Annotated in this window: 22 protein-coding genes; 9 read left to right on the forward strand and 13 right to left on the reverse strand. The window is 72.0% G+C overall.

What is annotated here, in order from left to right:
• Positions 1-6 precede the first annotated feature (6 nt).
• A complete protein-coding gene (locus tag DFP74_RS09945) occupies positions 7-1035 on the reverse strand; it encodes an aldo/keto reductase (protein ID WP_121181434.1) in 1029 nt (342 codons plus the stop codon).
• Positions 1036-1156: 121 nt separating this feature from the next.
• Here DFP74_RS09945 and DFP74_RS09950 point away from each other — a divergent pair, with 121 nt between their 5' ends.
• The gene (locus DFP74_RS09950; RefSeq protein WP_121181435.1) at positions 1157-2038 is read left to right on the forward strand and encodes a helix-turn-helix transcriptional regulator; all 882 of its coding nucleotides are present in this window, start codon (positions 1157-1159) and stop codon (positions 2036-2038) included.
• A gap of 22 nt (positions 2039-2060) precedes the next feature.
• Here DFP74_RS09950 and DFP74_RS09955 read toward each other — a convergent pair whose 3' ends face one another.
• Positions 2061-2582 (reverse strand): GNAT family N-acetyltransferase, encoded by a 522-nt coding sequence (locus DFP74_RS09955; protein ID WP_121181436.1) that lies wholly within the window; start codon positions 2580-2582, stop codon positions 2061-2063.
• Positions 2583-2776: 194 nt separating this feature from the next.
• Between DFP74_RS09955 and DFP74_RS09960 the strand changes: the two genes are divergently transcribed.
• A complete protein-coding gene (locus DFP74_RS09960) occupies positions 2777-4192 on the forward strand; it encodes an alpha/beta hydrolase domain-containing protein (RefSeq protein WP_121181437.1) in 1416 nt (471 codons plus the stop codon).
• 45 nt (positions 4193-4237) lie between these two features.
• On the opposite strand, the gene DFP74_RS09965 is transcribed toward DFP74_RS09960, so the two are convergent.
• The 3 genes from DFP74_RS09965 to DFP74_RS09975 are packed head-to-tail and all read right to left on the reverse strand — an operon-like array spanning position 4238 to position 5886.
• A complete protein-coding gene (locus tag DFP74_RS09965) occupies positions 4238-4489 on the reverse strand; it encodes a Smr/MutS family protein (RefSeq protein ID WP_121181438.1) in 252 nt (83 codons plus the stop codon).
• Positions 4490-4535: 46 nt separating this feature from the next.
• Positions 4536-4985, reverse strand: a complete 450-nt coding sequence (locus tag DFP74_RS09970; RefSeq protein ID WP_121181439.1) for a GNAT family N-acetyltransferase — start codon at positions 4983-4985, stop codon at positions 4536-4538.
• A gap of 52 nt (positions 4986-5037) precedes the next feature.
• Positions 5038-5886 (reverse strand): TIGR02452 family protein, encoded by an 849-nt coding sequence (locus DFP74_RS09975; RefSeq protein WP_121181440.1) that lies wholly within the window; start codon positions 5884-5886, stop codon positions 5038-5040.
• Positions 5887-6050: 164 nt separating this feature from the next.
• Here DFP74_RS09975 and DFP74_RS09980 point away from each other — a divergent pair, with 164 nt between their 5' ends.
• Positions 6051-6617, forward strand: coding sequence for an RNA 2'-phosphotransferase (locus DFP74_RS09980; RefSeq protein WP_121181441.1), 567 nt, complete (start codon positions 6051-6053; stop codon positions 6615-6617).
• Here DFP74_RS09980 and DFP74_RS09985 read toward each other — a convergent pair.
• The 3 genes from DFP74_RS09985 to DFP74_RS09995 all read right to left on the reverse strand — a co-directional run bounded on the left by DFP74_RS09985 (position 6592) and on the right by DFP74_RS09995 (position 9589).
• Positions 6592-7434 (reverse strand): class I SAM-dependent methyltransferase, encoded by an 843-nt coding sequence (locus DFP74_RS09985; RefSeq protein ID WP_121181442.1) that lies wholly within the window; start codon positions 7432-7434, stop codon positions 6592-6594. The two genes, DFP74_RS09980 and DFP74_RS09985, sit on opposite strands and share 26 nt — an antisense overlap.
• Positions 7418-8269, reverse strand: coding sequence for an SURF1 family protein (locus tag DFP74_RS09990; protein ID WP_199725578.1), 852 nt, complete (start codon positions 8267-8269; stop codon positions 7418-7420). Before DFP74_RS09990 ends, DFP74_RS09985 begins: the two co-directional genes overlap by 17 nt.
• Positions 8270-8497: 228 nt before the next feature.
• The gene (locus DFP74_RS09995) at positions 8498-9589 is read right to left on the reverse strand and encodes a chaplin (protein WP_121181444.1); all 1092 of its coding nucleotides are present in this window, start codon (positions 9587-9589) and stop codon (positions 8498-8500) included.
• A 989-nt stretch (positions 9590-10578) separates the two neighbouring features.
• Here DFP74_RS09995 and DFP74_RS10000 point away from each other — a divergent pair.
• Together DFP74_RS10000 and DFP74_RS10005 are read left to right on the forward strand one after the other, a co-directional pair.
• Positions 10579-11721 carry a CapA family protein gene (locus DFP74_RS10000; RefSeq protein WP_121181445.1) on the forward strand — a complete coding sequence of 381 codons (1143 nt, stop codon included), beginning with the start codon at positions 10579-10581 and terminating at the stop codon, positions 11719-11721.
• 34 nt (positions 11722-11755) lie between these two features.
• A complete protein-coding gene (locus DFP74_RS10005; RefSeq protein WP_121179900.1) occupies positions 11756-12859 on the forward strand; it encodes an IS630 family transposase in 1104 nt (367 codons plus the stop codon).
• Between the two features lie 245 nt (positions 12860-13104).
• Here DFP74_RS10005 and add read toward each other — a convergent pair whose 3' ends face one another.
• Positions 13105-14148 carry an adenosine deaminase gene (gene add, locus DFP74_RS10010; protein WP_121181446.1) on the reverse strand — a complete coding sequence of 348 codons (1044 nt, stop codon included), beginning with the start codon at positions 14146-14148 and terminating at the stop codon, positions 13105-13107.
• 209 nt (positions 14149-14357) lie between these two features.
• On the opposite strand from add, the gene DFP74_RS10015 reads away from it, so the two are divergent.
• Positions 14358-14624, forward strand: coding sequence for a hypothetical protein (locus DFP74_RS10015; protein ID WP_121181447.1), 267 nt, complete (start codon positions 14358-14360; stop codon positions 14622-14624).
• Between the two features lie 76 nt (positions 14625-14700).
• Here the strand turns inward: DFP74_RS10015 and DFP74_RS10020 are convergent, their stop codons facing one another.
• Positions 14701-16161, reverse strand: coding sequence for an aldehyde dehydrogenase (NADP(+)) (locus DFP74_RS10020; protein WP_121181448.1), 1461 nt, complete (start codon positions 16159-16161; stop codon positions 14701-14703).
• A 393-nt stretch (positions 16162-16554) separates the two neighbouring features.
• Between DFP74_RS10020 and DFP74_RS10025 the strand changes: the two genes are divergently transcribed.
• The 3 genes from DFP74_RS10025 (at position 16555) to DFP74_RS10035 (ending at position 18851) form a co-directional block, all read left to right on the forward strand.
• A complete protein-coding gene (locus tag DFP74_RS10025; protein ID WP_121188157.1) occupies positions 16555-17145 on the forward strand; it encodes a TetR/AcrR family transcriptional regulator in 591 nt (196 codons plus the stop codon).
• Positions 17139-18026: a S9 family peptidase gene (locus tag DFP74_RS10030; protein WP_121181449.1), complete on the forward strand. Its 888-nt coding sequence runs from the start codon at positions 17139-17141 to the stop codon at positions 18024-18026. Before DFP74_RS10025 ends, DFP74_RS10030 begins: the two co-directional genes overlap by 7 nt.
• Positions 18027-18227: 201 nt before the next feature.
• The gene (locus DFP74_RS10035; RefSeq protein WP_121181450.1) at positions 18228-18851 is read left to right on the forward strand and encodes an HD domain-containing protein; all 624 of its coding nucleotides are present in this window, start codon (positions 18228-18230) and stop codon (positions 18849-18851) included.
• 4 nt (positions 18852-18855) lie between these two features.
• On the opposite strand, the gene DFP74_RS10040 is transcribed toward DFP74_RS10035, so the two are convergent.
• From DFP74_RS10040 to DFP74_RS10050, 3 genes are all read right to left on the reverse strand, one after another.
• The gene (locus DFP74_RS10040) at positions 18856-19614 is read right to left on the reverse strand and encodes a sulfite exporter TauE/SafE family protein (protein ID WP_121181451.1); all 759 of its coding nucleotides are present in this window, start codon (positions 19612-19614) and stop codon (positions 18856-18858) included.
• A 170-nt stretch (positions 19615-19784) separates the two neighbouring features.
• The gene (locus DFP74_RS10045; protein WP_121181452.1) at positions 19785-20708 is read right to left on the reverse strand and encodes an SPFH domain-containing protein; all 924 of its coding nucleotides are present in this window, start codon (positions 20706-20708) and stop codon (positions 19785-19787) included.
• 308 nt (positions 20709-21016) lie between these two features.
• Complete coding sequence (locus DFP74_RS10050; RefSeq protein WP_121181453.1) at positions 21017-21403, reverse strand: DoxX family protein; 387 nt, start codon at positions 21401-21403, stop codon at positions 21017-21019.
• Positions 21404-21509: the final 106 nt, after the last annotated feature.

Consider the following 21509-nt stretch of genomic DNA (forward strand, 5'->3'; position numbering starts at 1 on the left):
GGCGCCCTACCGGCGCCGCAGACGCCGGTCGGTCAGCGCCGGCGGCTCGTAGAAGACCATGTCGCGGCTGACGTCGGTCCCCGGCGGGACGATCTCGTCGATCCGGTCCAGCACGTCCGCGCCCAGTCGGACGTCCGCGCCCGCCACCAGGTCCGTCAACTGCTCGTGCGTGCGCGGGCCGATGAGCACGGAGGTCACGGCCGGGTGCTCGCGCACGAACGCCGTCGCCAGGTGGGGCAGGGTCAGTTCCGCGTCGGCGGCGACCCCGTGCAGCCGCTCCACCGCGGCGAGCTTGGCGGCGTTGGCGGGCACGGCCGGGTCGAACATCGGGGCCAGCACCGCGCCGCGGTGCGCGGTGGAGGGGTCGGCTCCGCCCGGCCCGCCGTAGCGGCCCGACAGCCATCCGGCACTCAACGGACTCCACGTCAGCACCCCCATCCCGTACCGCGCCGCGGTGGGGAGGACGTCCCGCTCGATACCCCGCGCCAGGAGGGAGTACGGCGGCTGCTCGCTGCGCGGGCGCACGTGCCCGCGCTCCGCGGCCGCCCACTGCGCCTCCACGATCTCCTCCGCCGGGAACGCCGACGTGCCGATCGCGCGTACCTTCCCCGAGCGCACCAGGTCCGACAGCGCCGACAGCGTCTCGTCGATGTCGGTGCGGGGGTCCGGCCGGTGCACCTGGTACAGGTCGATCCAGTCCGTGTCCAGGCGCCGCAGGCTGTCCTCGACCGCGCGGACGATCCACCGCCGGGAGTTGCCCCGGTCGTTGGGGTCCGAGCCCATCGGATGGTGGAACTTGGTCGCCAGGACCACGTCGTCCCGCCGCCCCTTGAGCGCCCGGCCGACGATGCGCTCGGACTCTCCCCCGGAGTACATGTCCGCGGTGTCCACGAGGTTGATCCCCGCGTCCAGCGCGGTGTGCACCATCCGGACCGCGTCGTCGTGGTCGGTGTTCCCCCAGGCCCCGAGCATCATCGTGCCGAGGGCGTACTCGCTGACCGAGATCCCCGTCCGGCCGAGTGCGCGCCGTTCCATGTCGTTCCCCTCGTCGCGGTGTCCGTGCGGGCACCACTGTGGCCGGGCGGTCGGGACCGGACCAGGCCCGCCGCAACCGGGGTCTGGCAGTACCAGGACGGCCCGGTGGATACTGGGGCCCATGGTGAACGCGGACGCGGAGATCAGCCGGTTCCTCAAGGGCCGACGGGCCGTCCTCACCCCCCGGCTGGTGGGCCTGCCCGAGGGCGTCAACCGCCGGCGGGTGCGCGGGCTGCGCCGGGAGGAGGTCGCCCTGCGCGCCGGGGTGAGCGTGGACTACTACACGCGCATCGAGCAGGGCCGCGGCGGCCGGGTGTCGGCGTCGGTGCTCGACGCCATCGCCGACGCGCTGATGATGTCCGGTGTCGAACGCGGCTACCTGCACGATCTGGCCGACGCCGGCGCCCGCGGCCCGGCGGAGCCGGCCGGGGACGGACGGTGCGTGCCGCCGGAGGCGCCCCGCCCACGGGTGCGCCCCGCACTGGTCGCCCTCGTCGACGCCGTGGACCGCGTCCCGGCGATGGTGCTGGGCCGCTCGCTCGACCTGCTGGTCTGGAACCGGATGACGGGCCGGCTGTGGCCGGGCGTGGACGACCTGCCCGAGTCGGAGCTCAACCTGGCGAGGATGGTCTTTCGCGACGACGACGCCGAGGTCCCCCACGTCGACCCCGAGGCGATGCGCCGCGCCCTGGTCGCCAAGCTGCGGGTGGAGTCGGCCCGCGACCCGGACGACCCGCGCCTGTGCGCGGTGGTGATGGACCTGCGCCGGCGGAGCACGCGCTTCGCCGAGCTCTGGGGCGAGGCCGAGGTGAGCGAGCACCCGTTCGGCGTCCACCGGCTCCTGCACCCGGAGGTGGGCGAGCTGGAACTGCACTACTCCAAGGCCGTCCTGCCCGGCGACTCCGGCCAGGTGCTCATGACCTACTGCGCCGAACCGGGGTCGCCCTCCGAGGAACGGCTCGGCCGGCTCGCCCGTACCCCCGCCCCCGCCTCCGGGGAGTGAGGCCGACCGCCCGCGCCCTCGCTCACCGGTCGCGGTCCGGCAGAGCGACGTGCACCCGGTGCGGCCCGCCGTAGTGCGTCCCCTCCCCCACGGGCAGGAACCCCAGCCGTTCCGCCACGCGCAGGCTGGCGGCGTTGTCGACGTGGACCAGCGCCCAGACGGAGGTCAGCCGGAGCTCGTCCAGCCCGTGGCGCAGCAGCGCCCCCGCGGCCTCGGTCGCCAGTCCCGCGCCCGCGCACCGGGCGCCCACGTACCAGCCGATCTCCGGCAGCCCGCCCGGCAGCTCACGCGACGGACGCAGGTGCGCCAGCCCGACCAGCGCGCCGTCGAGCAGCAGGACCCAGTGCCCGAGTTCGGCCGGCCCCTCGTAGGCCAGCCTGCCGCCGACCATGGTCCGGGCCGTCCCGGGATCCGACAGGTCCGCGCCGAGATAGGTGCTCATCTCCGGAGCGGCGAAGAGGCCCACGACCGCGTCGGCGTGCCCTTCGGCCAGTGGTTCGAGGACCAGTCGTCGGGTCGGGATCCTGCGCCGCGCGTCCGCCATGACGCACACGATGGCACAGCGGCACGGGCCCGGGGGATCGGCCCCCGACGACCGCGCGCGCCCTCGCACCGCGCCCATCGGTGGATCCACGGGTTCTCTCCCGAAGGCGCGGAACGGCGTCCAGCCCTCCTTGTCCGGCCGATGCGCCCGTCCTAGCCTTTCCGGCACCAATGGGCTACTCGAAGGTCGTACGGATGAGTTCTCGCACCCCTCTGCGCGTCGGCGCGGCCGCGACCGGGCTGGCCGTCGTCTCGGCCCTGCTCCTCGCACCACCCGCGTGGTCCGAACCGGCCGACGCGACCGACGACGGATCCGCCGAGGGACCCGCCGCCACGGTGTCCGGCCCGGTCCCCGTCACCGACGACTCCTACCCGTTCATGTCCGCCGACGGACCCCCGGCGCCCCCGATCGAGGCGGGCGAGACCGTCGAGGTCGACCTCGACGCGTACGGCTACGTCGAGGAGGAGTTCCTCCTGGAGGGCACCGCCGAGCACTACGATCCCGCCACCGGCGAGGTGACCGGCTCCTCCCCCTACACCACCCGGATGGTGGTCCGGCGCCCCGCGCGCACCCGCGACTCCAGCGGGACCACGTTCCTGGAATGGAACAACGTGAGCTTCGGGCAGGACATCGAGATCGACTGGTTCCTGTCCAACGACTACTTCATGCGCGAGGGCCACGTCTGGGTCGGCCTCTCCGCCCAGCGGGTCGGGGTCGACGCGCTGCGCGCGTGGGACGCCGAGCGCTACGGCGACCTGGACGTCGGCGGTCGCGAGCTGGCCGACGCCCCGGCGTTCGACATCTACTCCGAGGCGGCGCGTGCCCTGCGCTCACCCGAGGGCGTGGACCCGCTGCCCGGCTTCGACGTCGACACGGTCATCGCCACCGGCCACTCCCAGTCGGCCCGGTACCTCACCGGGTACCACAACGCGGTCCACCCGGCCCACGGAGTCGTCGACGGCTTCATGATCCACGGCGCCCCCGGCGATCTGGCCGAGGGGACCACACCGGTCATGCGGCTCATGGCGGAGACCGACGTGCGCCTGCGCTCCCAGAGCGAGGAGCCGGACTCGGAGTACTACCGCCGGTGGGAGGTGGCCGGGACCGCGCACGTGGGCTTCCACGAGTACCTGACCTTCGCGCCGCTCATCGCCCGCGAGAACCCGGGCACCGAACCGCAGCGGTGCGACCGCCCGCCGCTGAGCCGGGTCCCGTTCCACCACGTGCTGAACGCGGCCTACGACCAGATGGTCGACTGGATCGAGGACGGCACGGCGCCCCCGGCCGCTCCGCGGCTGGAGTGGACGGACGCCACGACCCCGGGCCGCGACGAGCACGGCAACCGGCTCGGCGGGATCCGCCTGTCCGAGCACGAGGTCGCCACGGCGCTCAACCAGGGGACGAACACCGGCGACCCGTTCTGCGTGCTCATGGGAGCCCACGTGCCCTTCACCGAGGAGACCCTGGAGGAGATGTACCCGCGGCGCGGCGGCTACGTGTGGCGGGTCAACCGGGCCGTGAACGACGCCCGGCACGACGGCTACCTCCTGACCGAGGACGCCCGCGTCTCCCGCACCGCCGCCGTGCGGACCGACCACCCCTGGTGGTGACCCACATGTCGACGCCGGGCGGCCGATCCGTCGGCCGCCCGGCCCTCAGTGCTTGAAGTGCACGAACAGCCGGCCGAAGTTCTTGGAGTCCTTGTCCACACGGTGGTAGCGGGCCTTGATGTCCTTGCGGTCGAGGAAGCGCAGGACGCGCTTCTTCAACTGGCCCGACCCCTTGCCCGGGATGATCTCCACGGTCTTGGCCTTGGTCCGCTCGGCCTCGTCCATGATCTCGCTCAGGGCGCGATCGATGTCGCGCCCCTTGTTGAAGATGTCGTGCAGGTCCAGCTTGAGCCGCATCGCTTCGCCTCCGCGTCCGCTTGCCCCGGATGATACGGGCCCGGGATCACAACCGCAGTTCGAAGGCCATCCGGTCCACGCCCGGGCCGTCGTAGTCCGGGTGCGGGCCCGTGACGGTGAAGCCGAACGCCCCGTGGAAGGCGATCGAGCGCTCGTTGGCCGGCGAGGTGATCGCGCGGACCACCGCACACCCCCGCTCCCGCGCCGCGTCGGCGAACCGCCGGTACAGCTCGCCGGCCAGCCCCGAACGCCGGTGCTCGGGGGCGACCGCGATGAAGTGCACGTACGCCTCCTCGGGGTCCGAGGGGGAGACGAATCCGACGAGGAAGCCCGCCAGCTCCTCCCCCTCCTCGGCCGTGAGGCTGGTGGTGTGGAAGTGGTCGAGGAACAGGCGCGGCAGGAGGTGCGTCATCGGCCGCCCCCACCACTCGTCGCAGACCGCCACGAAGCGCGCGTGGTCGGAGGGGCGAGCGGTGCGGATCCGGACGTCAGGCACCAGGGGACTCCTCTTCACTGCCGGGAACCGTGCCGCGATCCTACAGAGACCGTCACCGGCCGCCCGCGAACACCTCCCGGAAGGGCGCGCGCACCTGCTCGTCGCGGTCCAGAACCGCGAACACCACCTGCGCGAACACGCCCTCGAACTCTCCGTGCAGAGGCTCCGCGAACGCCCGCGCCACCTCGGCCGGCCGGTTCCCGAACACCCCGCACCCCCACGCTCCCAGCACCAGGCGATCGACACCCGCGTCGGCCGCCACCGCCAGGACGCCGCGCGCCCGGCCCGCCAACACGCCGGGGATCCGCGCCTCCTCGCCCGTCCGGTTCCGCTCGATCATCCGCCGGTTCGGCGCGGCACACGTCAGGAAACCCGCCGACACGGGTTCAGGGAGCCACCCTCCCCGGTCGTCGCGAAAGACCGGGACACTCGGCGAGTAGATCACCCGGTCGGTGTAGAGAAGGCTCGGCGCCGCCCGGTGGTGTTCGTAGAATTCCGGGCACGCCGTCAGCAAGGCGTACAAGGCACTGGACCGCGCCAGACTCTCCTCCTGCGCACGGGCCCCGTTGGCCACACCCCCGCCGGGGTTGCGAGCCGACGCGAAGTTCAGCGCGGCCACGCTCCCGCTCCCAGCGGCTCCCCCGGTCGCGTCTTCGGCGCCGGCCAGCCGAACGACGGCCTCCAGTGTGCTCTCCTTCGTGACCTCGAACCCGGTCGCGTGTGCGCCCCGCATCTCGGAGGCGGTCAGCCGGGCCACCTCCTCGGGCAGGCGGAGCCTGGTCCCCGCGCGCATGGCCGCCAGCGCTCCGGACAGGTCCACCGTGCGGCCCCCGACGGTGTAGCGCTCCTCTTCGAAGGCTGTGCGCGTCTCCCGCCACACCTGCCGCAACCTCTGGGACAAGGCGACTCCTCTCGCTCGTGGGATGCGACCCTATCCACGCGCCGAGCGGGCCTCCAAGCCCTTTTCCACGGTCCGCCCCGGGCCCGCCGCCGCGCCCGATCGCGGCGCACGGACCTCTCCGAAAACCCCTGGCCCTCCCGTCCCGCCCCCGCCATCCTCGGAGCATGAACGGAAAGGAACTCACCCGCGCGTCCAGATTCCTCTCGCGCGTCCTGCGCCACGATCCCGGCCTGGCCGGTATCCGACTGGACGAGCGAGGCTGGACGGACGTCGACTCCCTCCTACGCGGCTGCCGACGAGCCGGGGTCGCCCTCACCCGCGCGGCACTGGAGGAGATCGTGGCCACCAACGACAAGAAGCGGTTCGCCCTCAGCCCCGACGGCGCCCGTGTCCGCGCCCACCAGGGCCACTCCGTGCGGGTCGACCTCGACCTGGAACCGACCCGGCCGCCGCGTCTGCTCCACCACGGCACCACGGGCCGCTTCCTGACCGCCATCATGGCCGAGGGCCTGCGGCCCATGCGACGCCACGACGTGCACCTGTCCCCGGACGAGGCCACGGCCCGCAGGGTCGGCTCCCGCCGGGGCGCTCCGGTCGTCCTCACCGTCGACGCCGGGCGCATGCACGACGACGGCCACGTCTTCCGGGTCACCGGGAACGGCGTCTGGCTGGTCGCCGCCGTCCCTCCCGCATACCTCGACGCCCCTACCGGCCAGGACTCCCGGGCTTGACCGCGACGAACACCGCCGTGCCCGGGATCATCCGCCCGCGCACGGGCCCCCAGCCGCCCCACACCCGGTCGTGCCCCTCGGGCCACTCCGGTTCCACCAGGTCGCGCAGGACCAGTCCGGCCCTCGCGATCCCCCGCACCCAGTCCCCCACCGTGTGGTGGTGCTCCACGTAGACCGCCTCGCCGTGGTCGTCCTCCTCCACGTACGCGCGCCGGTCGAAGTAGGACTGGTGCACCGTGAACCCGTCCTCGGTGGGGTCGTCGGGGAAACCCCACCGGACCGGGTGCGTCACGGAGAACACCAGGCGCCCGCCCGGCCTGAGCACGCGGGCCGACTCGGCCAGCGCGTCGTCGGCCGAGGGCACGAACGGGAACGCCCCGAAGGAGGAGAAGACCACGTCGAAGCAGGCGTCGGCGAACGGCAGCCGCTGGGCGTCGGCCTGGACGGTCGGCAGCCGGTACCCGGTGCGCTCGTCGATCCGGTGCGCGTGCCGCAGCTGGCGCAGGGACAGGTCGAACGCCACCACCTCGCGGGCGCCCTGGGCGCGCAGCCACCGGCCGCACTGGCCTGCCCCGCACCCCACCTCCAGGAACCGTGTCGACGCCATGTCCTGGACGCCGAGCAGACCCGCCTCGGCCTCGGTCAGCCCCTCCGGGCACCACACGAAGTCGGCGTCGCCGAGGAAGTCGCCGTGGTCGGCCTGGTAGGCGTCGGCCGCGCCGTCCCACCACCGGCGTCCGGCCCGGCTGCTCTCCTCGGGGCCCACCGCCCGGCGCTCGACCCGGCCGGGCGCCGGGTAGTCACTGTCGTCCGGCATGGATCCCCTCGGGCACGGACCCGGCGCCGGCGCCCGCGGTGTCGTCGGAGCCCGTCGGTTCCTCGGCCTGCCCCGCCTCGTCCGCCTCGTCCGCCTCGCGGGCGTCGCGCAGCTCGCGGCGGATGAGGAACACCCAGCCCACGACCGCCACCACCGAGAACACCCACCACTGCACGGCGTAGGACAGGCTCATCCCCGAGTCCTCCTCCCGCAGCTCGACCCGCTCGGGCGCGGGGTCGGGGACGGGGTCCTGCGCGGTGAGCTCCACGTACCCGCCGAGGACGGGGTAGGGGAGCCGTTCGGAGAGCATGTCCACGTCGACGATCATGATCTGCCCCTCGGGCAGGTCGTCGCGGTTGGCGAGCCCGGTGTTCTCCTCGGTCTCGGTGAACTGCAGGCGGCCGGTGACCTCCACGGTCCCCTCCGGCGCGGGCGGGATCTCCGGCACGTCGAGCGCGGTGTCGCCCCGCATGATCCAACCGCGGTTGACCAGGACGGCCGAGCCGTCCTCGGTGACCAGCGGCGTCAGGACGTGGAAGCCGACCCCGCGAGAGCCGTCGCGGTTGCGCACGAGCAGCTCGTGCTCGGTGTCCCACGTGCCGCTCACCTCTACGGCGCGCCACCGGTTTTCCGGCGAGACCTCCTCGCCGACCCCGGTGAGCTCCTCGACCGGCACCGGATCGGCGGCCACGTTGTCCTGTTGCAGGCGCACGGCCTCGCTGCGCGTCTCCCACCGGCCCAACTGCCAAGAACCCAGCCAGACGAAGCTGGGCACGATCACCAGGACCAGCAGGTGGAAGGCGACCATGCGTCGCGAGAACAGGACTTTGAGCACGTCTTCGAGGTTATGAGACGCCCCGGGCCCTCCCGCACCGCCCCTGGCCCAGTGGGCGCGGCGGGCGCCGACCACAGCCCCGCACCGGACCGCACCGCTCGCCCTGCCGACCCGGCCCACGCGGCCCGGTGCCCGCACACGCACGCGGGGCCGCCGGTCACCGGCGGCCCCGCACCGCGCGACGCGTCGGCGTCACGCTCCACACTGCTGTGGCACGTCCTACACGTCCTAGACGTCGTCGCCGACCGGCGCGTCCTCGGTCGCGGCGGCCCGGCGCTTGCGGGCGAAGTACAGGCCGGCGGCGCCGGCGCCGATCGCCGCCACGCCGGCGGCGACCAGGCTGCCCAGGGCGGTGCCGGTCAGGGCGAGCTGCTCGTCGGCCTGCGGCTGGGGCGTGGGGCGCTCGTCGGCGGTGCTGGAGTCGTCGGTGTCCTTGCCGCCGTCCTCGCCGCCGGTGTCGCCGTCGTCGCCGCCGTCCTCCCCGCCGGTGTCGCCGTCGTCGGTGTCCTCGTCACGGTCCTGGTCCGTGTCGTCGTCCCCGCCGTCGTCACCGTCGTCGCCGTCGTCACCGCCGTCCTCGTCGCCGTTACCGCCGTCGGAGATGGTCTCCAGGCAGGAGGCCTCGGCCAGGCCCAGGACCGACACCGCGTTGCCGCAGATGTCGACGGCCGCGTCGACGGGCACCACGACCTGGTTGCCGCTGCCCACGCCGCCCGAGCCGTCGGTGGAGGGACCCTCGCCCTCGTTCTCGGGGGAGGACTGGATGATGTTGACGATCGTGGTGCACGTGGAGCTGGCGTTGCCCAGGATGGCGACCGAGTTCCCACAGACGTTGACCGCGACGTCGACCGGGATCACGATCTGGTTGCCGCTGGCCACACCGCCGGAGCCGCTGGTGGTCGGCGCGTCGGAGGACTCGGACTCGTCCTCCAGGACCTCGACGACCTCCACGCACTCGGCCTCGGACACCCCGCCCACGCCCACGGCGTTGCCGCAGGCCTCCAGAGCGGCGTCGACCGGGACCACGATCTGGTTGCCGCTGGCCACACCGCCGGAGCCGTCGGTGGACGGGCCGCCCTGGCCGCTGCTCTCGTAGAGGACCTCGGAGACCTCGGTGCACTTCGCCTGCGAGATGCCCAGGACGGCCAGCGAGTTGCCGCACAGGTCGGCCTCGACGTCGGCCGGGACGACGATCTGGTTGCCGCTGCCCACACCGCCGGAGCCGCTGGTGGTGGTGTCGGCGAAGGCCGCCGTCAGGGGGGCGACCACCAGGCCGGCGGTCAGGACGGTGGCGAAGGAGTAACGGAAGGTGTTGCGCATAGTGCTGTGGAGCCTTTCAGGGAAGACAGCCGGGTAGTCGGCGCCTGTGGCGCCGCTGGGGCCGTGGGGGAACCGGTGTCCGCGCATCGCGGTGGCACTCGGCCTCACACCCGAACGGCACGGGGTCCGTCACCCGGAAACGGCGAGACGGCGGGAAGACCCTTGTCGGCGGCTCACGATGGGGTCATCCACCCGGTGAACCGCCGATGGACCGAAACGTTAGCAAGACACCGGCGGCGCGCCAGCCGTTTCAGAAAATGACTCGCCACGCCGTCAACACTATATGAACATGCGTGGCAACCCTTTGTCATAACCAAAGCTCATAGGCTTATCGGTAGCTACTGTGTGTTGATACTTGAAAGCCTTGTGTAGTTATTGCAGGGAAAAATTTCTGCGACTTCCGTCCACGAACTACGAAAGAGCTTCGTTTCGTCCGTGACCGCAAATCCTGCGAACAATGGCTATGAATTGCCCGGTTTTAAACGGGCGTACCTTTTGCCCGAAAGGCCATGAAAGCGAAGATCCACCGGCGCACACCGCCGCCGCCCACCCCCTCCCCGCCCCGAGGTCCACACGCACCGCGTTCGTCACCGTGCGTGGTCGTCGGCGTCCGCCGCGCAGTCGTTCCGGCGCACCGACCGGCGCGGCGCGACCGCCGAGATCCGCCCCCGCCGGTCCTCTCGCCGCCACCGCCACCTGTCACCTCCCGCCAGGACGGCGACGCACAATCCCCACCAAGCGCGACAAAACCGCTGGTCAACAGCGCCTAACCTGGAAGACTCGACGAGGGGACCCACGGGGCCGGCCTCGGCGCACCATGACCTTCCGCATTAGACTGATCACCTCAAGTAGCCACCTGACCACAGGTCGGACCCCGCCCGCATTCGTCCGACCGCGACGGCCAACCGGAGACGTCGAGCGCGCGTCCTAACCCTGAGACACCACCGAGGACCCCCGCTCGCCGTTTTCCCGCCCGCACTGGAGCACGCATGCAGCCCGTAGGAACCCCGACCCCCCGCCGCGGCATCCCCCTCATCACCGGGAGCGTCGCACTCGCCCTCGTCCTGCTGGCCACCGCCTGCTCCTCCGGCGACGACACCGCGGACGAGACAGCAGGGGCGGTCTCACCCGAGGAGTCCTCCTCTTCCCCCACCCCCGAGGCGCAGGAGAGCGAGCCCGCCGAGACCGGGGAGCCGTTCACCATCGCCTTCGGCGGCGACACCATGTTCGACGGTGTGCTGGAGCCGCGCCTGAACGACCCGGCCACCGCTCTCGGCCCCATCGCCGAGCAGCTCTCCGCCGCCGATCTGGCCATGATCAACCTGGAGACGGCGGTGACCGAGGGCGGCACCCCCGCGCCCGGCAAGGAGTTCCTGTTCCGCGCCCCGCCCAGCGCGCTGGAGGCGCTGGACGCGGCGGGCGTCGACGTGGCCACGGTCGCCAACAACCACGGCATGGACTACGGGACCGACGGCCTGAGCGACACCCTCGCCAACGCCGAGGCCTCGCCCGTGGCGCTGGTGGGCGCCGGGCTCGACGCGGACGAGGCGTACACCCCCCACATCGCCGAGGTCAACGGACAGACCGTGGCCATGTTCGGCGCCACGGACGTGATGGACGACCACCTCATGGCCGAGTGGACCGCGGGCGAGGGCAAGCCCGGCATGGCCTCCACCAAGAACGAGATGAAGGAGCGGATGCTCACGGCGGTCTCCGAGGCCGCCGCCGAGGCCGACAACGTCGTGGTGTTCCTGCACTGGGGCCTGGAGGGCTCGCACTGCCCGCTCCCGCACGCCCCCACGCTGGCCGACGAGCTGGTCGAGGCCGGCGCCACCGCCGTGGTCGGCGGGCACGCCCACGTGCTCTCCCCGGGCGGGTTCAGCGGTGACTCCTACGTGCACTACGGCCTGGGCAACTTCGTCTTCTACAACTTCAACGGGCCCACCGCCGAGACGGGCGTGCTCACCCTGACCTTCGACCAGGGCCGCGTGACCGACTCCGACTGGGCCCCCGCCCAGATCCAGAACGGCGTGCCGGTCCCCTACGAGGGCGACGCGGCCGACCAGGCCCACCAGACGTGGGTCGACATGCGCACCGAGTGCGGCCTGCCGCTGACCGACTCCCCCGCCTAGTGTTCTGATTGGTTATTTCGTTTATGGTTGTGGGATGAGTGCTCCTGGACCGAAGCTGCCGCCGCTGGAGCTGAGCGATGAAGAACACGCCGAGCTCCAGCGGTGGATCAGACGACGCAAGACCGCACAGGACCTGGCCCTGCGGGCGCGGATCGTGCTCGCCTGCGCCGAAGGCCTGTCCAACGCCCAGGTCCGCCGCGAGGTCGGGGTATCTGCGCCCACGGTGACCAAGTGGCGCCAGCGCTTCATCGCGCACCGCATGGACGGCCTGACCGACGAACCAAGGCCGGGACGACCGCGCACGATCACCGATGCCCAGGTCGAGGCGGTGGTGGCCGCGACCCTGGAGAGCACACCCGCCCCTGACACCCACTGGTCCACGCGCTCCATGGCCGAGCACACCGGCATGACCCAGAACGCGGTGTGGCGCATCTGGAACGCCTTCGGCCTGCAGCCCCACCGGCGGGAACAGTTCAAGATCTCCACCGACCCGTTCTTCATCGACAAGGTCCGCGACGTGGTGGGCCTCTACCTCGACCCGCCTGAACGGGCGGTGGCTCTGTGCGTGGACGAGAAGTCCCAGATCCAGGCGCTCAACCGCACCCAACCGGTGCTGCCGATGATGCCCGGCACCCCCGAGCGGGCCACCCATGACTACGTGCGTGCCGGGGTGACCAGCCTGTTCGCCGCGCTGGACACCGCCACGGGCCAGGTGATCACTTCCATCCACCGCCGCCACCGCGCCATCGAGTTCAAGAAGTTCCTGGCCAAGATCGACCGCGAGGTCCCCGCGGACCTGCAGGTGCACCTGATCCTGGACAACTACGCCACCCACAAGACGGCCGAGGTCCGGCGGTGGCTGGTCCGCCATCCCCGGTTCCACCTGCACTTCATCCCGACCAGTTCCTCCTGGCTGAACCTGGTCGAGCGGTGGTTCGCCGAGATCACCAACCGGCTGATCCGCCGCGGTACCCATCGCAGCGTCCAGGCCCTGGAGAAGGACATCCGCGCCTGGGCCGCGTCCTGGAACGAGAATCCCCGACCCTATGTGTGGACCAAGACCGCAGAGGAGATCCTCGAATCCCTCGCCTCGTACTGCCAACGCATCAGCAAGCGAACTAACCAATCAGAACACTAGGGCGTGTTTTTCTGAAGGCTTTCGGGTGAGCTCGCGGTCGTCAGGCCGTCTCTCGCACGACGATGTGCGAAGTTCAGCCTGGTCGTGCTGCACGAGCGCAGAGGCGCCGCGAGAGGCGGTCCTGGCGGCCGCGAGCCCGGAATGCTGCAAAAAACACGGGCTGGGGGTCACAGCGCACAAGGGGCCCGGCCGGGCGCGGACAGCGCGCCGGCCGGGCCCTTCGCCGTGCGGAGCCCGTCCCGCTCCTACAGCACCGGCGCCGCCCCGTGCCGGGTCGCGACGGCGTCGATCTCCGCCAGCAGCGCCTGCCGGCGGGCGGCTCCCAGGTAGGAGGCGCGCACGCCGTTGGCGGCCAGCCGCACGAGGTCGTCGGCGCCGAGCCCCATCCGGTGCGCGACCAGGTACTCCTGGTTCAGGTCGGTGCCGAACATGGTCGGGTCGTCGCTGTTGAGGGTCACGAACAGCCCGGCGTCCAGCATGCGCGGCAACGGGTGCTCCGCCAGGTCCGCCACGGCGCGGGTACACAGGTTCGAGGTCGGGCTCACGTCCACCGGGACCTGTTGCGCCACCAGGCGTTCGACCAGGGCGTCGTCCTTCATGGAGTCGATGCCGTGCCCGATCCGCTCCGCTCCCAGCACGTCCAGGGCCTCGCGCACCCGCTCCGGCCCGCCGTGCTCCCCGGCGTGCGGCAGGCTCGCCAGTCCGGCCGCGCGCGCCCGGCCGAAGACGTCCGCGTACTGTTCCAGCGGGGTCTCCATCCCGCCCACGCCGAAGCCGACCACGCTCGGCGGCCCGTCCGCCAGCACCGCATCGAGCGTCGCCTCGGCGCACTCCACGCCGAAGTCGGCGGGAAAGTCCGGGATCCAGCGCAACCGGATGCCGTGCTCGCGCTCGGCGTCGATCCGTGCCCTCTCGATGCCGTCGAAGACCACCCGGGCCGGGACGCCCCGCATCAGGTGCGCGTACAGGCTGACGTGCAGCTCGGCGTAGCGCACGTTCTGGGCGGCCAGCCGCCGGGCCACGACCGAGGCCAGCAGCGCGAAGTCGTCCTCCTGGCGCAACGTGCCCACCGACGCCAGGTACACCTCCACGAAGTGCGGGAAGTCGGTGAAGGCGTACCACTCGCGCAGCTTCTCCAGGGTGTCCGGCAGCTCCGGCACCCCGTGCCGCCCGGCCAGCTCGAACAGGGTCTCGGACGGCATCGACCCCTCCAGGTGGACGTGCAGCTCCACCTTCGGCAGGTCCCGGACGAGTGCTTCGACGCCTGTGAGGGCGGGTTCGGTGTTCATGACGCGAGACTACGCGCGCCCGCCCCCGCCCCCAAGACGCGGCCGGGCAAGCTCACACCGACCGGTCAGAAACCGGCGGGTGCCGGGCCGCCGGCCCGGCACGACACGACACGACGACGGTCCGCCCCGACGTCTACGCCGCCGCCCGGCTCCAGGCGGGCACCGGGCGGCTGGGGCCCGACCGCGAGATCAACCGGGCGGCCCGGCAGATGAGCGGCCACCTGCTGCGGGCCACCAGCCCCGCCTACCTCATGGCGCCGCTGGTACCCGCCGCCGCGGTCGTCACCGTGCCCTCCCTCACCGACCTCGTCGGCTCGGACTTCGAGCCGCTGGCGCTGACCCGGCCGACGCCTCTGGCGCTCCTGGTGGTCGCCATGGTGGCCCTGTACTTCTACGCCAGGGACCGGCAGGCCCGGTTGGAGCGCTTCCGTACCGACGACGACCGCGACGCGGCCGGCCCCGTCCCCACAGTGTGAGGGCGGGGCCGGCGGGCACGGTCCGGAAGGAACCGGGGCGTGCTGAGGGATCCGGACGGGTCCGGACGGGTCCGGATCACACGGACGGGTGGGCCCCGTTGACCCGGCGGGGCACGCCCAGCGGGTTGTCGTCGCGCAGCGCCGCCGGCAGCAGCGCCTGCGGGACCGACTGGTAGGTGACCGGGCGCAGGAAGCGGCGGATCGCCGTGGTGCCCACAGAGGTGTGCAGGGGCGCGGTGGTGGCGGGGTAGGGACCGCCGTGCGTCATCGCGTGCGTGACGGCGACGCCGGTCGGCCACCCGTTCCAGATCACGCGACCGGCCACGGAGGCGCCCAGGGCCAGCAGCGCGGGGGCCACCGCGTCGTCCTCCTCACCGTGGACGGTGACGGTGAGCTGGCCCTTGAGCACACCCGAGGCCTCCAGCAGCCGCCGCTCGTCGGCGTAGGTCACCACGAGCGTCGCGGGACCGAAGCACTCCTCCAACAGGATGTCGGCGTTCTCCAGCAGGGCGTCGAGGTCGGTGCGCAGCAGCGAGGGCGACCAGCCGTCGTCGGTCCGGCTGCCGCGGACCAGCACCTCGGTGGCCGGGTGGTCCACGAGCCCGCCGAGCACCCGGTCGAAGCCCTGGGACACGCGGTCGTTGAGCAGCGAGGCCGCGCCGCGCTCGGTGAAGTCCGTGACGAGGGCGTCGAGCTTGGTGTCCTCGGGCAGGAAGACGACCCCGGGCTTGGTGCAGAACTGCCCCGCGCCCATGTTGGCCGAGTCCGCGTAGCCCTTGAGGACCTCCTCGCCCCGCGCGGCCATGGCGGCGCGGGTGACGAACACCGGGTTCACGCTGCCGAGCTCGCCGTAGAACGGGATCGGGTCCGGGCGCGAGTTGGCCAGGTCGAACAGCGCCCGCCCGCCGGGGATGGAACCGGTGAAGCCGACGGCCCGGGTGAGCGGGTGCAGGACGGCCTGGCGGCCGGCCTCCACACCGTGGACGATGCCGAAGGCGCCCTCGGGGGCGCCCGCCTCGGTCAGGGCCGCCACGACGATCTCGGCCGTGCGCTGGGCCAGCTTCGGGTGGCCGGGGTGCGCCTTGACCACGACGGGGCAGCCGGCGGCCAGCGCGGAGGCGGTGTCGCCGCCCGCCGTGGCGAAGGCGAAGGGGAAGTTGCTGGCCCCGAACACCACGACCGGGCCGAGCGGGACCAGGACGCGGCGCGTGTCCGGGCGGGGCGTGCCCCACTCCGGGTCGGCCGGGTCCACGGCCACCTCCAGATAGGAGCCGTCGCGCAGCAGCCCCGCGAACTCGCGCAGCTGGAAGGTGGTGCGGCCCAGCTCGCCCCGGCAGCGCGCCTCCGGGTAGTGGGCCTCCTCCATCGCGAGGGGGACGAGCTCTTCGGCGGCCGCGTCCAGGGCGGCCGCGACGGCCTCCAGGAGGTCGGCGCGCTCACTCGGCGCGAGGCCGGCCAGCAGGGGCGCGGCGCCGGACGCCCGGGTGAGGGCGGCGTCGAGCTCTTCCGGCGCGGTGTCGGTCGGGACGGTGTTCATGCCTCATCCTCCAGGACGTGTGTGCACTGCCTCGGCCACGATCCAACCATGCCACGACCCGGATTGGAAAGCGCTTCCCAACCGTGTGGTCCGCGCCCTCCGCCCTCCGCGCCACCGGCACGAATTCCCCGATCAGCGGCCTCGCGGCAGCCGGAGTGGCCGGCCTCGGAACGAAACTGGAATTTCCCCGGAACCAGGTGAATCCGGAAAGGCATCATAGGTGGTGTGACGACACACTCCCGAAGCACAACGCCCCCACGGCCACGGCGGTCCACAGGCGGAACGGACGGGCCCGACATGTCACGCGACAGCCGCGGGCCCGCCGGCGCCGCACAGGACGAACTCGCCTTCGCGCAGGCGCCCCTGCGCCGCCTGCCCGCCCAGCAGCGCAGCATGCTGCGGGTCCAGCGCATGCTCGACTGCTGCGCCGACCTCCTCGACGAGGTCGGCTACGACAACCTCTCCACCACACGCATCGCCGAACGCGCCGGCGTCGCCATCGGCTCGGTCTACCAGTTCTTCCCGGACAAGAAGGCCATCACCCAGGCCCTCGGCCTGCGCTACCTCGACCAGTTCAGCGCCCGCGTCACCGAACGCCTCGCCGACGCCTCCTTCACCCACTGGACCGGCGCCGTCGACACCGTCATCGACGAGTACATCGACATGCACCGCAACGTGCCCGGCTTCCGCAGCCTGCACTTCGGCGACATCGTCGACACCCGACTGCTCAACGGAGGGGCCGAGAACAACCGCGTCATCTCCGTGCGCCTGCGCCGAATCATCGTTTCCGTCACAGGCATCCCCGATGATGAGGGACTGGACCGGGCGGTCAACGTCGCCGTCGAGGCGGCCGACGCCGTGCTCAAGCTCGCCTTCCGAGACGACGCCGAAGGCGACCCCGACCTCATCACCGAGGCCAAGCGCCTGGTCAGCAGTTACCTGTCCAACTTCTCCGTACGAACCGGAGGCGACCATCCTTGGTAGCCGACGCAAGCGCACTCACCCGGCCCGTCACCGGCACCGCCGCCGGAGTCCCCTACCTGGCCCTGCCGCCCGCCGACGGCCGGGTCCCCGCGCCACTCGTCCTGGGTCTGCACGCCTTCGAACCGCCGCGCAGTGAGTCCGCGCTCGCCGGCGCCGTCCCCATGGCGCCGCTCCCGGCCTGGCGCGTCTTCCTCGGCCTGCCGCTGTTCGGCGCCCGCCTGCCCGAGGGCGGCGTCACCGAGATCAACCGGCTCGGCGAGCGCGACTACCTCGTCGAACTCTTCGGCCCCGTGGTCGAACAGGCCGCCGCCGAACTCCGCCGCGTCACCACCGCGCTGCGCGCCGCCTTCCCCATCACCGACGACCCCGTCGGCCTGGTCGGCGTGGGAGCCGGAGCCGCGGCCGCGCTCCTGGCGCTGGCCGACGCCGCCCTGCCCGTGGGAGCCGCCGCCGTCATCAACCCCGTCGTCGACCCCGCCCTGGTCATCGCCGCCAGGCAGGAGCGCACCGGCAACCCCTACACCTGGACCGACCAGGCCCGGCAGGTACGCGACTGGCTGGACTTCACCGCCCGCGCGGACGAGATCGCCCGAAGCCAGGCCCCCCTCCTCGTCGTCACCGGGAGGCAGGACCCCGTCGTCCCGCCCCAGCACGGCCAGACCCTGCACGACGCCCTGAGCTCCGCCCGCGACGGCCACGGCGACGAACATGCACTGCGTCACATCGTTGTTCCGGATCTGGCCCACGCGATCGGACCGGAACCAGGACTCGAACCCGGTCCGCTCACCCCGGCCGGCGTGCTCACCGACCGCGCGCTGACCGAATGGTTCCACCGGCACCTCACCTCTTCCGCGCAGGTCGAGGCGACCGCGGACGCCTGATCCGCCACCGGCCGCCCTCCGTTCGCACCACGGCCACGAGCGACACCCATCGTTCACCGCGCGCACCACGCGACCTCTTCCGGTATCCGTCTGGCCGACGCCGCCGCGACAGTTGGTGCGCGTTCCATGGGATCATCCAGGAGCGGCCGCAACCGCGGCCCACCTGACCGTTTCGACTCATCCCTCAGGAGGGCGAACCACGTGACGGAACCGGCACCGGTCTTTGCCAGCGGGGTCGACAACGAGCGGTTGAACGCGCAGCTGCGCTTCCTCCTGGAAGCGGACAAGCTCAAGCGCGTCCTGCGCCGGAACCTGCTGGTGGACGGCTCGCGCCGAGAGAACTCGGCCGAGCACTCCTGGCACCTGGCCCTGTCCGCCCGCACCTTCGCCGAGTACGCGCCCGAGGGCACCGACATCGACCGCGTCACCGAGATGCTGGTCGTCCACGACATCGTGGAGATCGACGCAGGGGACACCTTCGTCTTCGACCAGGTCAACGCCGAGACCCAGGCCGAGCGCGAACGCGCCGCGGCCGACCGCCTCTTCCCCCTGCTGCCCGAGGACCAGGCCGCCCGCGCCCGGGAGCTCTGGGAGGAGTTCGAGGCCAGGACCACCCCGGAGGCCCGCTTCGCCCGGGCCGTCGACCGCCTCGCCCCGATGCTCGCCAACTGGCACAACGAGGGCGGCACCTGGCTGCGGTTCGGAGTCACCCGGGCCGAGGTCATGGCGAAGGTCAAGATGATCGCCGAGGGCTCCGAGGCCCTGGGCTCCTACGCGACCGCGCTCGTCGACGACGCCGACCGGCGCGGGTACTTCCGGAACTGACCGCTCAGACCCGGCCGAGGATCAACTGGACGGCCGCGGTCAGGCCCACGACCACCACGCACAGGCGCAGGGCCGCCGGGCTCATCCTGCGGCCGAAGCGCGCCCCCAGGTAGCCGCCCACGATGGTGCCGACCGCGATCAGCCCGACCACCGGCCACGCGGGCTCGGCGAGCACGATGTAGAACACCGCGGCGGTGCTGTTGACGATCGTGGTCATCACGTTCTTGAGCGCGTTGATCCGCTGCAGGTCGTCGTCGAGCGCGGTACCGAGGAAACTCAGCAGGATGATGCCCTGGGCGGCGGCGAAGTAGCCGCCGTAGGTGCCGGTCACGTACACGCCGAGCGGCATCAGCGGCCCCCCGTTCGGCCGCGCAGGTTTGCGGGACCGCGCCCACCTGGCGATACGCGGCTGGAGCAGGATCAGCACGCAGGCGAGACCGATCATGTACGGCACGATCGTCTCGAACACGTCGGCCGGCAGGTAGATCAGCAGCAGGGCGCCCGTGACGGCGCCCAGGAACGACATCGACCCCAGCCGCAGGACCCGCGCGCGCTGGCCCGCCAGTTCGCGCCGGTAGGCGATGGTGCCGCTGAGCGTGCCCGGCGCCAGACCGATGCTGTTGGAGATGGTCGCGGTGAGGGGCGGGTACCCGAGCGCCAGCAGGACGGGGAAGGTGAACAGCGTGCCCGACCCGGCGATGGCGTTGATCCCGCCGGCCGCCACTCCCGCGAGGAGAACGGCGACGACCTCCCAGAGTTCCATGTGCGACGCTTCCGATCCGGCCCCTGTTCCGCCCCGACCATCGAGACCCCACTCAGCCTACGAGAGCGCACTCGTGGGACCTTCCGGCGGGTCGCGTGACCCACGGCACAGCGAAGGGCCCGCCCGCGGATCCGTCCGCGAGCGGGCCCGGTCGGGCGCGCATGGGAGCGCTAGGGGAGTTTGACGACCTCACTGCGCAGACGGTCGAACGCGCCGCCCAGCCCCTGGAGGGCGGAGCCCATCTCGGCCGGCACGATCCACACCTTGTTGGCGTCGCCCCGCGCGATCTCGGGCAGCTTCTGCAGGTAGTGGTAGGCGAGCACGTCCGGGTCGACCCGGCTCGTGTGCAGCGCCTTGAACACCATGTGGATGGAGTCGGCCTCACCACGCGCCCGCGTGGTCTGGGCCTGGGCGTCGGCCTTGGCCGTGAGCGCCTGCGCCTCGGCCGCACCCTCCGCCCGCAGCACGGCGGCGGTGCGCTCACCCTCGGCGCGCAGCACCGCGGACTGCTTCTCACCCTCCGCGCTGAGCAGCTGCGCGCGCTTCTCCCGGTCGGCGCGCATCTGCATCTCCATCGCCTCCTGCACGGAGGACGGCGGCTCGATGCCCTTGAGCTCGATCCGGCTGATCTCGATGCCCCAGTCGCGGGTGGCCTCGTCGAGCACCGTCTTCAACTCGCGGTTGATCTGGTCACGCGAGGTGAGGGTGCCCTCCAGGTTCATCCCGCCGATGACGTTGCGCAGCGTGGCCAGCGTCAGCTGTTCGACCGCCTGGATGAAGTTGGCGACCTCGTAGGTGGCCCGGTAGGCGTCGATCACGCGGATGTAGACGGCGGAGTCCACCTCCACCGCGAGGTTGTCCTCGGTGATCGCCGACTGCGGGGGGAAACTGACCACCTGCACCCGTCGGTCGATGCGTTCGCGCACCTGGTCGACGCCGGGGATGACGACGTTGAAACCAGAACTCAGTGTTCGGTGGAACTTACCGAAACGCTCGACCACGTCCTCCATCGAGTGGGGGACGATGCGGACGCTCCGCCAGAAGATGATCAACAGAACGGCGACGAATAGCGCGACGATGATGATCATGGTCATGGGGCCACCCCGCTCTCGACGCGTGGGGTGGGGTTCTGCAGCGGCATCTGGGCGGCTCCGGATCTCCTGACAGGGTGGCAGGCGGGCGCGGTCGCGGACTGCGCGATGACGGCCCCGCCCACCCGATCGATCATCAAGCGCGCTGAAATGGAGCGGTCCGCTCAACGATCGATGACGCTACCCCATATCCGCCCCGGCGGACTACATCCGGACAGAAATCCAAATTCCGGACCCTAGGTTTTCACCAATACCGCAACCCTTTATGCCGGTTCGCGCGGACTCCGGTACACAAGGACCGGCGACGGCGGTCAGCCGGTGAACGGTTCGGCGACCAAGCGGCCCCACACCACGAACAGGTTCAGGGCCAGGTAGACCAGGTCGACGGCCATGAGCGGGAACTCGCGGCGCCGGATCCGCGTGATCGCCGCGCCCACCATGACCAACGCCAGCCCCAGGGCGGCCAGCGGCACCAAGACCGGCGCGATGCCGAACACGGCGGGCAGCACCAGGCCCAGCCCGCCCAGGACCTCCAGGGCCCCGATGGCCTTCACACCCCCGGCGCTCCAGTCCTCGACCCACCTGGCGCTGGGCCCGAAGGCGGCGATCTTCTCCTTCGGCATGATCAGCTTGCCGGCCCCACCGAAGAAGTAGGCGGCGGCCAGCAGTCCGGCAACGATCCACAGAGCGAGGTTCATCTGGTCTTCCCTTGACGTCGAGGGCGGCGGTCGTCCCGGAGACGGCCGGTGCTTCCACCCCGCTCCGAAACGATCGTTCGCCCATCAGACGCCGCCCGCCACGAGG

The organism is Nocardiopsis sp. Huas11 (assembly GCF_003634495.1).
Lineage (GTDB): Bacteria > Actinomycetota > Actinomycetes > Streptosporangiales > Streptosporangiaceae > Nocardiopsis.